The sequence below is a fragment of the Paraburkholderia megapolitana genome (genome assembly GCF_007556815.1).
Classification (GTDB): domain Bacteria; phylum Pseudomonadota; class Gammaproteobacteria; order Burkholderiales; family Burkholderiaceae; genus Paraburkholderia; species Paraburkholderia megapolitana.
The window spans coordinates 18,929-31,130 of record NZ_CP041744.1 but is presented as its reverse complement, the minus strand read 5'-3'; the positions used below and the strand labels follow the sequence as shown (position 1 = coordinate 31,130).

Annotated in this window: 10 protein-coding genes; 7 read left to right on the top strand and 3 right to left on the bottom strand. The window is 59.2% G+C overall.

Features of this window, described 5'->3' with window-relative positions; all coding sequences use genetic code 11:
- Positions 1–91 precede the first annotated feature (91 nt).
- The 6 genes from FNZ07_RS12880 to FNZ07_RS12855 all read left to right on the top strand — a co-directional run bounded on the left by FNZ07_RS12880 (position 92) and on the right by FNZ07_RS12855 (position 7,143).
- The gene (locus FNZ07_RS12880; RefSeq protein WP_143098183.1) at positions 92–649 is read left to right on the top strand and encodes a hypothetical protein; all 558 of its coding nucleotides are present in this window, start codon (positions 92–94) and stop codon (positions 647–649) included.
- Between the two features lie 745 nt (positions 650–1,394).
- On the top strand, positions 1,395–2,024 hold the full coding sequence (locus tag FNZ07_RS12875; RefSeq protein ID WP_143098182.1) for a hypothetical protein: 630 nt from the start codon (positions 1,395–1,397) through the stop codon (positions 2,022–2,024).
- A gap of 43 nt (positions 2,025–2,067) precedes the next feature.
- Positions 2,068–3,873, top strand: coding sequence for a DDE-type integrase/transposase/recombinase (locus FNZ07_RS12870; RefSeq protein ID WP_170275745.1), 1,806 nt, complete (start codon positions 2,068–2,070; stop codon positions 3,871–3,873).
- Between the two features lie 13 nt (positions 3,874–3,886).
- Positions 3,887–4,870, top strand: coding sequence for an ATP-binding protein (locus tag FNZ07_RS12865; protein ID WP_091020333.1), 984 nt, complete (start codon positions 3,887–3,889; stop codon positions 4,868–4,870).
- Between the two features lie 752 nt (positions 4,871–5,622).
- On the top strand, positions 5,623–6,240 hold the full coding sequence (locus FNZ07_RS12860; protein ID WP_091020330.1) for a hypothetical protein: 618 nt from the start codon (positions 5,623–5,625) through the stop codon (positions 6,238–6,240).
- A gap of 129 nt (positions 6,241–6,369) precedes the next feature.
- Positions 6,370–7,143 (top strand): AraC family transcriptional regulator, encoded by a 774-nt coding sequence (locus tag FNZ07_RS12855; RefSeq protein ID WP_091020328.1) that lies wholly within the window; start codon positions 6,370–6,372, stop codon positions 7,141–7,143.
- Positions 7,144–7,673: 530 nt separating this feature from the next.
- Here FNZ07_RS12855 and FNZ07_RS12850 read toward each other — a convergent pair.
- A complete protein-coding gene (locus tag FNZ07_RS12850) occupies positions 7,674–8,093 on the bottom strand; it encodes a hypothetical protein (protein ID WP_091020325.1) in 420 nt (139 codons plus the stop codon).
- 355 nt (positions 8,094–8,448) lie between these two features.
- Entirely contained in the window at positions 8,449–9,366 is a 918-nt protein-coding gene (locus tag FNZ07_RS12845) for an NmrA/HSCARG family protein (protein ID WP_091020320.1), read from the bottom strand.
- Between the two features lie 99 nt (positions 9,367–9,465).
- Here FNZ07_RS12845 and FNZ07_RS12840 point away from each other — a divergent pair, with 99 nt between their 5' ends.
- Positions 9,466–9,870, top strand: a complete 405-nt coding sequence (locus FNZ07_RS12840) for a winged helix-turn-helix transcriptional regulator (protein ID WP_091020386.1) — start codon at positions 9,466–9,468, stop codon at positions 9,868–9,870.
- A gap of 362 nt (positions 9,871–10,232) precedes the next feature.
- Here FNZ07_RS12840 and FNZ07_RS12835 read toward each other — a convergent pair whose 3' ends face one another.
- Positions 10,233–12,107, bottom strand: coding sequence for a tyrosine-type recombinase/integrase (locus FNZ07_RS12835; RefSeq protein ID WP_091020316.1), 1,875 nt, complete (start codon positions 12,105–12,107; stop codon positions 10,233–10,235).
- Between the last annotated feature and the right edge of the window lie 95 nt (positions 12,108–12,202).

Sequence of the window (12,202 nt, the reverse complement as noted above, 5' to 3'; positions counted from 1 at the left end):
AGCAACTGGCATTCAAAAGTTAGCTTCGAACCACCCACGCGAGTTATGAATATTTATGATTAGTCACCCCGCATTCAAGGCTCTACCTAGCTTGGGACAGTTCGCCAAAAATGGTATGTGGGAAAAGGCATGGGAATTTCCGCAACATACGCGTCCAATCCAGGCACAAGTAAGTGACTATCTTGCAGGCGCGACAGAGATTGCATTCGAAGCATTCTTTGGTGACGCTTTCTTCGGGGCGCGATTTTATGGGGAGACCCAAGACGTTGTGCAATTTGCGTCTTCTTGTGTTGATGCACTATGTGCAGCAACGGATGGTGCGAGTTTTTTTTCACAAATTTCACGAATCAAATACCTGAGTGGTTTTGGTCAAGAAATTTCGTTCGCAGAAGTTGGTGCGGTTAATTCGTGGCAATCGGTGGGCTCACAGAATATTGGTTCCCCGCGAGAGGCACTGCGAGACTTTAATGCTCTTTGGTCTACACTCACATCAACTGCGTTGGCGCGTAACACATCGCACGCCAAAGCAGTTGAGCTTGCAGGACTATCGCCGATTCATCATTGGTTCGCCTTGCCAATATCAGCCACAGAGCCTCCGTTCGCGCTAAATCGAAACCTGTTGTTCAATGCCCTTCAATCGGCCCAATGACTAGTAATCACAGTGGAGACTGAAACTGCTTTTGTATTCTGAATGTCAACTCTGGAGCAAGTCGAAGGTCGCGTCAGGGTCGCCCTGTGCCTGTCGTCGTCGGACGGAGTGCGGCCGCGAGCAGTCATTCGACATCGGTATCCAGATGGGCGACAATTAATCTTCGCTCCCCTATAGCGTAATCACAACGCTTGCCCCGGCCATCTCGCCGTCATACAGCCCTGTTCACTGCACGCTCGACGTGAGCAATCACACGCTCTTGAAAAACAAACTCATCCTGATCACGCTTGCGAGCTTATTAGGGGTTCCGCTAGCACATGCGCAAAGCAGCACGACTTTAATCGGACTGCGCGAGGTTTATTGGAGATACGTGGCTGACCCGAGTGGCGAGGCTGTGTTCAGGTACATGTCACACTGTCAGCAGTTTGGACTGCGGGGAGCTGAGGACATCGACCCATTTCGATACCCGTTTTTCTTGCAAGAGACCGGTTCGATTTCGTCAACCGATAACCGGCTCGGCGCGATGGCCACTATGCACGTGCAGCAAGGGCCCAACGGCATGGTCCAAGAGATGTTTTCGACGCTACTTGTCAAATGACATAAAGTTGTCCACTCCCGCGGACCAGTTTATAAGGCGCAGCGGGCCGCGCCGGACGATTTGATGTCGATTTCGATCGCCATAAATTTGTCCATTTTGCTGAATCTGACCTAAAGTAGACTCATGTCGCTGGTCCGGAATTGCATCGTGAACCCACCCGAACCCCTACCCGTTTCCCGACTGCCGAAGCAGACGCTTCATCATGTGTGGTCGCCGAAGCTCAAGCGTGCACTGGTGTTCACTTCGCTTGACCAGGTCCGGCTCTGGGTCATGCTCGAAGTGAATCCTGCTGTCACGACATACTGCGAACGTCCTGCCACCGTATCTGCTCAACATGACTGCCGCGTCGACTTCTGGCTACTGCGAGATGGCCGGCCTCAATATCTGGCGCTCGGACACACCGATAAACAGGCGCCTTCCGGGGACGGACCTCCCGCTGCTCTCTCCTCGCTGTCCATCGAGATCATCCGGTCAATCGATCTTGATGAGCATCGCATCTGGATCCAGAACTGGATGGCACTGTTACCTTATCTGAATACCGGAATGCGTCTGATTGACGTGTCCCTGGCCAGAGACGTCGTCAATTTCTTCGATCCGGAAGCCTCCTTTCTCGACCTTGAGCAGCACTTCGTGCGACACGATCCGGTCCTGATCCGCACCGCCGCTATTGCCGGCCTGCACGCGGGTCATCTCGTGAGCGCTGATCTGGTCGCTCAATCCTGGACGTTGAACTCACGGATACAGCAATATTCGAAAGCCGCCCATCATGCGGCGTAGCGATATCCCGGAACCGCTCACTGACGTTCGATTGTGGCCATCGGTGGATCCGCTTGCGCTCGATTCATCGCGACGGGCGATCTATCATCAACGCGAACAAGCCGTACTGGCTTACCTCAACGGTGTGCCGGTCGCGGATATCGTGCGAGCCCATAAAATCGACGCCAGCTTCCTCTCGCGATTGCTGGCGCGTTGCCTTGGCGCACACACCGACGGCCGGATCAACGGCTTCCGGGGACTCATTCCGCACGCGCGCGCTAAAGCCTATCGACGTAGCAAGCGGGCGGATCGTCGAACATCGCACGGTGGCTTGAGTGGCGCAGTCGGTCAACTGTTCGAACGCCTGCCACAACTCCCCCGCATCATCGAACGGCAGATTGGCAGCCACCGCCTGGGACTGACGCGAACAGATCGGCTGTACGGCTTGACCGAGACGCACTCCAGGTTGATCGCGGCATGCCTGGACGCCGGGTTGACTGAGGCGGACTACCCGCTTAACCAGGACACGAAGGGATATCGCTCTTTCGCAAGGTGGGTCAAGCGCCGGCTCGAGGATCGTATCCCTCTGCGCATGCCCCGTGACAATGGCGCCTGGGAAGCGACGGCCAGACCATTCTCCGTGGTCGAACTTGACGGCCACAAACTCGACCTGCGGCTGCGCGTGCGCTTCACCGAACCCTCCGGTGTCAGTGTCGATCTCGAAACCGAGCGCCTGTTTGTGATAACGATGATCGACGTCTGCACCCGCGCTGTGATTGGATGGCATGTTGTTCCGGCATCCGAATATGATCACCATGACGTGCTCGCGACGCTGCAAGACGCGCTACGTCCGCGGCGCAAACGTGATCAGCTCACGATTCCCGGTCTCAGCTACCGGGAAGGCGCGGGATTTGTCTCCGAGCTGCCTGAACTGGCCTACGCCTGCTGGGACGTCCTGAAGGTCGACAATGCGGCCTCGCACCTGACCGAAGAGACCTTCACTCCCGTTTGCGAGTTCGTCGGCTGCCGGATGGAAGCAGGCCCGGTTGGTGAACCGACGGGGCGCCCCTTTATAGAGCGCTTTTTCCTGACGCTGACCGACCGGATGTCCCGTAGGGTACACGGCACCACAGGACGCCACCCCAATGATCCCGCCGGCAAGAAAGGCCGGCAAACGGCTGTCGATCAGCTGATCACGATTGACGAGCTCGAAGAGCTGCTGGATGTCACCATCGCCAACTACCACTGTACGCCGCACGATGGCCTGAATGGACGAACTCCGCTTGAAGCGCTCCGCCTGTCCCTTGCGCATCACGCTGTCCCGGTTCGAACCCTGCCGACTTTCCTGCGTTCCCGGTTGCATCAGCTTCAGTCGGTCCATCTTTGTACGGTCCGCGGTAGCGTCGCGAGCGGCACCGCGCCTTATATCAGCCTGTATGGCGCGCGCTACAGCAGCGAAGTCCTCCAGCGAACAACCGGGCTGTTGCGTCAGTCTGTTCGGGTTTATCCAAATCCCACCGACATGCGTGAAGCATGGGCGTATCTGACCAATGGGGCGGAGCTGGGTCGGCTGAGCGTACTCGACGGCTGGCGGTACAGTCGTCATACCTTGCGCCTGCGCCAATTTATTTTGCGTCAACGCCGACTCGGCCGGTTCGTTTTCTCTGGTGAACAGGATCCGGTTCAACTACTCTCGAAATCGCAGCGTCACCGATCCAGACGCAGCCGCAGGGACGCGACAGTGATGATGCAGCTCGCACAGATGGAAGCGCCCGCCCATACAGACGATCCCTCCGTCGCCCGATCGAAGCGATCAGAAGACGATCAGACCTTGATCGACTTCGGTGATCTCACCGTCCAGAACCGATGATGCGAGCAGATCCATGCCTACTGTCCAGCAGCGACCCGCAAGTCTGGAGAATCATCCGATCGGCCGTCGTACCTATCGAATCCCGACACCATCGATCGCGGCCTTTCGAACCCTGATCGACGAGTGCCTGCTGCTGTACATCACGGGCGCGCTGATCCACGGGCGACCGCGTATCGGGAAGACCTATGCTATCGAGTTCATTCGTCGTGATCTTGAGCGACGACACCCCAGGTTGTCCATCTACAGGTTGCGCTGCACCCGTTCACAGACACCCTCCGAAAACAGTTTTTTCTCAGCCCTGCTGCACGCTGCAAATCATCCGGCGCAAAGCGGTGCCTCCCGGGCTGCCCTGCGCGGACGGCTCCTGCACAAGCTCAGACAGGTGGCCGATTCAAAGGGTGATGAGCGGATCGTGATGTTTGCCGACGAAGCCCAGAATCTGCATGAACTTCACTATGAATGGTTGCGGGATCTGCACGATGAACTTGAAAACAACGGATTGCGCCTGTTCGTGTTCCTGGTGGGTCAATCCCAGCTGGTCGCACAGAAATCTGCCTTTCAGGCTCAGGACAAAGGTCAGATCGTCGCGCGATTCATGGTCGAAGAGCTGGCGTTTCGCGGCATCAGCTCTGCGGCGGAATGTCGGGCCGTTTTGAAAGCATACGATCAGGGCGAGTATCCTGAGGCATCCGGTTGGTGCTACACACGCTTCTACGTTCCTCAGGCTTATGACGCCGGCTTGCGTATGCTGGACTCGGCCAGCACCCTGTGGCATGCCTTCGAGGATGCCCATATCAAGGCGCAGCTGGACGGACCGGTCGAAATCCCCATGAAATATTTCACCGCAGCCGCCGAAGCCTCCCTGCTTGTCAGCAGTGCACACGATAGTCCAACGCTAACCTTCGATCCCCCTTTCTGGACATCGATGGTCGAACGCAGCCGGTACGTCCTGGCACAAAAAGCCGGCGGCGCCGCGTTGTCCGCGATCAGCCAGTGAGTTGAATCATGCGCCAGGCCCTCCATGAAGGTGGCGAAACACCGATCCTCTGGCAGGCAGCGGACACCGCCGAAGCGCGCTACACGGCACGGCCTGAATGGAGCTCCGCCGGCGAATCCATATGGATGCGCCTGTCAAAGTTTTCGTTATGCAACCGGTTAACGTTGCACGAATTATCCGATCTGATCCTCCTCCGGGCGCCGGCGGACATCCCCACGAACGGTCTGGATCTGCGTCGCGCCGACCGGTTCGAGCCAACGCGCCTGGGCGATCTGCTACAGATATCTGCCTCAGACGTAGCAGCCGCGTTTTGTTACGGCACCCCTGGGCTCGTTGTCGCAAGCACCGAGCTGCGTTACTGCCGCGAATGCCTCCAGCAGGGTTTTCATGCAACATGGTTTCAGTGGCGCTTCATTTCGCGTTGCCCCCTGCATCAACGCTCCCTCAGGCGCGGCTGCCCCCGGTGTGCAAAACCAATTCGATACGCGCTCCACGGTGACATGGCTGAACATCCACTTGCGTGCGCACAATGCGGCGGGAAATGGGTGCCGGCGCTGCACCTGCCTGCTGGGCAATGCACGCCGATATCGGGGGATCCTGCCCGGAATCTGCACAGGTGGCAGACATGTATTGCCGAATCCACCGTGCGTCTTTCCAGACTCCCACGTCGAAAGCACGACTCCCTGACGGGCCAGTTCGTAGCAGTACCAGACAATCGCGCAGCATCGGTTCACCGCACGGCGCACCTGCACATGTCGAACCGTCTTTACGAGGCGCCGCCGCCGACTATGATGGAACTCCTGGCAAGACCACCCCACCCCTGCACTGGCACACCCATTCCGCAACCTGATCTGGCCGCGTCCAGCCGACCCCGCCTCGGCCAGATAAACCGGCCTCATTTCACGCAACGATTTCTTGCGCTCGAATCGGCGCTCCTGCAATTTCGGGACGCGTTTTTTGGGCACGCGCTTCGCAACATCGATATGCTGACCTGGCATACCCTCTGCCGTCAGCATTTCGCCATCGCCACCAATGCCGTCACTGTCGAAACGGCAGTGGCCATCGGCTGGCATCTTAGCTGGTTCGGCCTCGTTCGCACATGCAGCCGCGTCCGCGACCTCTCCTCGCCTGCACTGGGTCTGTCAGGATGGCTCGCACATAGCCCGGATCGACCGCTTGCGATCCCATACACCACGTGGACCGACCAGTTGATAATCTGGCTACAGCAGGATCTCACTACGTCAGCCTGGATATGGCGTCGCCTTGAGTCCTTCATGAGACCGTACAGGTCCTATCTCCTGCATCCGGCTCTCGCACGCCCGGCTGACCTTGCCGCATGGCGCTCGGATCAGCATCACATCGCTTCTTAACACTGAGCCGGACTACTTTACGTCAATTTAACGATAATCCATTGATTGATATAAATATAAACGGATCAAATCTTTCCAGATTCATCGACTAGACGCTTTTAGGTCACTTTTCGGACAACTTTAAGGCGTTTGACAAATACTTTGCTCGGTCCCTACGAGGACATCGCCCGGCCCACCGTCGTGACGGCGAACGACTACCCGGCGGCGTCGACTTTTACAGTTCATACGCATCGCCGCGGGCAGTTTGCATTCGCTGCCTCCGGGACGATTAGCGTGTTTACTTCGCGTGGCAACCTGGTCGTTCCGCCACAACGGGCGTGCTGGATACCCGCGGGCATCGCTCACCAGATGCATATGCGCGGTCCGGTGACCATGCTGAACGCGTTTTTTATTCCTGAAGCCGCCCGCATTGCGGGACTACCCGACGACTGCCGGGTACTCGGCGTGTCGCCCTTTCTGCGGAATCTTTTGCTGGAGGCCGTGGACTTGCCGGCGCTCTACGAACTGGATGCACGGGCGGGCAAAATCATGTCCCTGCTGCTGGATGAAATTGCCGCCATGCCGTCGCTCTCGCTCAATACGCCGTTACCCGAAGAACCTCGTCTGGCGCGCCTGTGTCGACACCTGATCGATCATCCGTCGCTTGCTGTCGATATCGACAAGATGGCCGCCGACGCGGGCCTGAGTCGGCGTACCTTCACGCGGCTGTTCCGGGCTCAAACAGGGGTGAGCTTTACGGAGTGGCGTCAGCAGGCCTGTTTGCTTGCCGCTATCAACCGTCTCGGCAACGGAGAGTCCGTCACGCGCGTTGCACTGGATCTCGGCTACGGCAGTCCGAGTGCGTTTACTGCGCTATTCCGGCGCGTACTTGGCGCGTCGCCCACTCACTATCTCGAGAAATAGCGAAGCGGTGTCCAATCGGGTTGCGTAGCGCGTGCCTGTCATTGGCGCGGATCGAAATCGAACTCCAACCGGATACGAAGGCCCATTGTTGCTGATGTCGCCAATCCGGTTACCGTCCAGGTAGTAGTACCGCTCCGTTACCGTCAGGGCGCCGCCTGCAGCAACGTCATCGCGCTGCAGTACCTGGCCATGCGCATCGGTCGTATAGCTGATCGTGTGGTCTGCGGTGGTATCTGTCAGGGGCCTGCCCTGACTGTCGGTTCCGTGAACAATAACCTGCTGCAGGTGTCCATTGACGTCGTAGCGGAAGTCCGACATCCCGGTTCCCCAGCGCCACGCATTCGGGTTCGTCAGGTCGCTCCCGCGCGACACCGATATCGAATTAGCTGAATCTACATACGACAAACCCGGCTCACGCCGGGTCTGTCGCTTTTCGTCATCGTCAGAGTTGTTCGGCTAGCTATCACCGTGTCGCCAACATTCAATATCCGAGCGTGCTAGTGCCATCGCACGATTACACGCAAACACTGCTATTGCTGATGTAATGACAAGAAGTGATTGATTCGCTCGAGGGTCGCGGAATCAATGGAGGGATTCTGAGACGCGTTCTGCATGACACCTATGAGCTTAGCCTTCGTAATCGCATCTTTTTCGCCATTGATGATCCGATTCAACATCCAGGCCGTGTGCGCAGTGGGCCGACGCTGCACCGATTTAAGCAATTCCTCCTCGTACCCGCGCCGGTAAAACTTCTCCACAAAGTGCACTAGCGGTCCCGGCAGCCCGAAATCCCAATCCGGATGACTCTCCATAAAACGGAGAATCGGATCAAGCATCTCCACGCCCGGAGAGGAGGACGATAGCGAATCAATCAGCGCCGCCGTGAGCTCAATGATGTCATCCGACTGCGAAATTGCCGCGAGCTGGTTAATGAGGTCTATCCTGTTCATTTCATGAATCCCCAATTCCTTGCGTGCTCAATTGCCCACGCCTCAAATCTGTCAATTGTCACCCTTGGTGTCGAAGGAAGCCGTTAAAAAGGCCGGGAAGTAGGCACGCAGCGGGGTATCGTTTTCCTGTCTACGAGACGGGAGGCAACATGCGCTGCACAGTCATTCGTGAGTCGATGATGGCGATGGAGCGGTGGTCCGGCGCGTTGAGGTAATGCGGCTTCAGGGCTACGGGGAATCCGGCATCGGGGGCGTGGGACTGTCCGGCAGCAACGTCCGTCGTGGCCCTGGCAAGGAACTTCCCGGCCTTTTTAACGGCTTCCCTCAACACTAGCCATAAGCATTAGTAAAGCCTTCATGCGTGACCGTAGGCCCATGCGCCGGCCGTTCCTAGTGCCTCCCTGAATGCCTCGCGGCCGCTTCCGGCAAGCCAGGAACGGAAGGATTGCAGATCGGGGGTTATCTCCCGCAAAGCGTCAAGATCTGCCTTGCCCGCGAGGCGTCCTTCGTCCAGCAGTTCCGTTAGTTTCCTGAGGAAGTGGTTAGCCTCCAGGACTTCGTCAGAGAATCGAGCGTAGGTAATGGGGCGACCGGCCGCCTCCGTAAATTGAGCTTCCAGGTCCCGCCCCGTGACCGTATCGCTCGCGATTTCGAGTGTCTTCCCGCCAAATCGCACCGGATCCGCAAAGATTGCGGCAACGAACTTGCCAATGTCTTCTACTGCGAGAAGTTGAATCCGCTGATCCGGCTTCGCAAAGAAGTTGAAGCGCCCTTCGTCCAGCCCGAAGCCCGGCATTACCAACATTTCCATGAAAGTCGCTGGCCGAATGATGGTCGCGGTAATTGGCAACGCACCGATATGTGCCTCGATGCGGGCCTTGCTGTCAAAGTGACCCATTCCGGTCAACTGGTCGCCGACGGCGTTGCTGGAGGTGTAGACGATGTGCTTGACCCCGGTTTCGACTGAAAGATCAGCGATGGCGGCGCCGAAGCACACCTCATCCTCGTCGCTCACAACGCCTCCGGGTGAACTCGGTTGGACGCTAAAGACGCCGTGGACACCATTCATCGCAGCTCGGATAACGTCGGTGTGTGCGAACGTGCCTTCCACGAGCTCGACGCCCGCGTTGCGAAGCGCCACCGATTTTGATGAAGCTGGATTCCGAACGAGCGCGCGAACGGGCCAGCCCGCCTTCAGAAGCGCAGTGGCGACCGATCCGCCCTGCTGGCCGGTCGCGCCGAAGACCAGGATCGACTGTTTGCCATCAGACATAAAACACCTCGTGTTTGAACAAGGGTTACCAATATATACTCACGCGCAACCGGTCGGAAGACGGCACATTTTTCAACCTCAGGCACACGGGTGATACGCTTGGACAAATCGATAAACGGCCGACGCTACACCGAAACCGAGCAAGGCCCCCGTTTCGCACCGTGCGCTCCCCATAGCGTTCTCGCGCGGCTTGGTGACAAATGGACTATTCTCGTCATGTCGCACCTTGCAGTGGCACCCGGGCACCAGCTCCGCTTTTCGACACTCAAGAGCGGTATCGAGGGGATCACTCAGCGCATGCTGACGCTGACCCTCCGCAATCTGGAGCGAGACGGGCTGTTGATACGCCATTACTTCCCCGAGGTGCCGCCGCGCGTCGAGTATGAGCTGACGGAAATGGGCGCAGGTATGCTGCCTGCCCTCGAGGGATTTACATCATGGATCAGGGACAATTGGCCTCGCATTGAGGATTGTCGTCGCGTCTATGATGAGTCTCGGCGATGAGGCAATCAGACTTCAATCGAGTCCAACGTCCACCAGTCGCCCAGTTGGAATGGACGCCAGTCTTGCAGCAGATCACGAACGACCGTTGTTGCTGTTGAGGGAAGCCGTTAAAAAGGCCGGGAAGTTCCTTGCCAGGGCCACGACGGACGTTGCTGCCGGACAGTCCCACGCCCCCGATGCCGGATTCCCCGTAGCCCTGAAGCCGCATTACCTCAACGCGCCGGACCACCGCTCCATCGCCATCATCGACTCACGAATGACTGTGCAGCGCATGTTGCCTCCCGTCTCGTAGACAGGAAAACGATACCCCGCTGCGTGCCTACTTCCCGGCCTTTTTAACGGCTTCCCTCAACACCTGTCGATCAGTCCCAGATCCTGTCGCTGCCGGCAAGCCTCGCCTCACTGGAAGAGTGGCAGTGCCGGTCATCGGCCGCGGCCTGGATTTCGTCGAGCAGCCCGGCCATCAGATCGCCCAGCTCGTCGTCAGTTTCGTACGGCACCTTCAGTTCGTATTCATTGCCGGATATTTTTCGTGCCTCGTAGTCCTCGAGGATCCAGTGCTCGATGTGGCCGATCACACGTGTACGGCCGCGGACGAATTTACTGTTGTTTTCGATATGCAGCGAAAGGACGACCGTCGCTGTGCGCATCGACGCGTCATCCTGCTTCAGGACAACAGACAGTCCATCGTTAGGTAGCCCAGGTCCTGGTTCAGTCATCGCATGGGACATCGGCACGGCCACCGGCGCCGGATCCAGCTTCCCAAAATACGCCCCCAGCTCACGCCGCATGCGCTGCTGCTCGGCGGTGACGTACACCGTCGTCGTCTGGACCGATGCATGCCCCATCACCCGCTGCGTCACATCGAGCGGCACACCGCTCGCCACCGTCTGGGTGCCGAACGTGTGACGGAACGCGTGCGGCGATGTACGCGTCAGCTGCGCGCGCTGGGATTCCGACAGATCCGGCATCCTTTTGAGCAACTCCCGCGTCATCCATGCAATCAGGCCGCGTGCGCCGCGCACCGAATAGCCCCCCTGTTCGCTGCTGCGATCGGTGGCGTCATCCGTGGACTGGTGTTCGGTGTCGGCGCCCTCCTCCGCTGCCGTGCCGAATTTTCGTTGCGCGCGAGGCGTCGGCGGAATCACCAGCGGCGCAATGAGCGCACGGGTCGAACCCGCGTCGCCGAAATCCTCGCCGCGGTCGGCCCAGTGTGCAGCGATCGCGGCCACACATGCCGCGCTCACCGGCACAATCCGCTCCTTGTTGCCCTTGCCGATGACGGCCAGCTGCCAGCTGTCCGCCATGTCTCCATCGGCCGGCAGTTGCTGCAGGCAATCGCGTGTCGCCGCGGCCGCCTCCGCAACACGCAGCCCGGAGTCACCCATCAGCAGCTGCAGCGCGTGCGCGGCCCGCCAGCGCGGCGCATCCGGCCCGTCGCCTTCGCACTGACCGGAAACGAACACACGGGTGCTTGCCCACAAGGTCGCCGGAAGCGCGCGCTCGATCTTCATCGCCGTCGCACGTTTGACAGGTCGAGGGTCACGCACCGCGCGCCATGGGTTGCCAGCGAGATAACGCACGTCGACGAACCAGTCGAACGCCGCGCGCAGTGCGCGGGTCGCGTAGCGCTGCGACGAGACAGACAATCCACCCGGTGCGAATGGCCGCCAGCGGCCGGACGCGCGCGCGACCGGCGGACCCTTGAAGCCGTCGCCGGGCGACGCCAGAAACGCCTTGTACGCCTCGCAGTCCTCGACGTTCAGCGACGCCAGCGCCGTGCCGCGCACGGTGACGGCCCACAGCAGCAGCCGTTCGAGTTCCCGCCTGTAGGCAAGCAGCGTCGAAGGCTGCTCAACATACCGGTTCAGGTAGGCGCGGATCACGTCGATATCGTGCTTCGCGTGCAGGTAGCACAGCCCCGACGCGCGGTTGGTGCCGGCGGCACCCGACAGCGCGAGCGGCACGTCGACGCGCTCGAGTGGCGCCAGCGCGGCCGGCGTCTCGCCGGTGGACACGGTGCCGGCCGGCACGAGCATCACGCGTGAAGTCGCCGGCGCAGCCTGAATGATCAGCGGATCCACGTCATCGACGTCGCTGGCGACGGTCACGCCGAGGCTCGCTTCGTGCCGGCGCAGCCAGGCGACCAGCACGCGGGCCCGCAGCAGTCCGATGCGCGGCACCGGCCGCCACCAGTTGCCGCCGCGGCGGTTGCAGAATGCAATCAGATCGCCCAGCGTCCGTAGAGCAAATTAAAGTCGTCACCTCGGGGAGTCCGACTGGCAACGCACCACGTGGCTGAGTTGACAGTTTTATTTGCAGTCCCAACAAA

What these genes read in the sequence shown, in the direction of transcription:
- FNZ07_RS12850 (WP_091020325.1), bottom strand. Translation starts at nt 8,093, where the DNA reads ATGAACAGGATAGACCTCATTAACCAGCTCGCGGCAATTTCGCAGTCG.
- FNZ07_RS12860 (WP_091020330.1), top strand. Translation starts at nt 5,623, where the DNA reads ATGTCGAACCGTCTTTACGAGGCGCCGCCGCCGACTATGATGGAACTC.
- FNZ07_RS12865 (WP_091020333.1), top strand. Translation starts at nt 3,887, where the DNA reads ATGCCTACTGTCCAGCAGCGACCCGCAAGTCTGGAGAATCATCCGATC.
- FNZ07_RS12845 (WP_091020320.1), bottom strand. Translation starts at nt 9,366, where the DNA reads ATGTCTGATGGCAAACAGTCGATCCTGGTCTTCGGCGCGACCGGCCAG.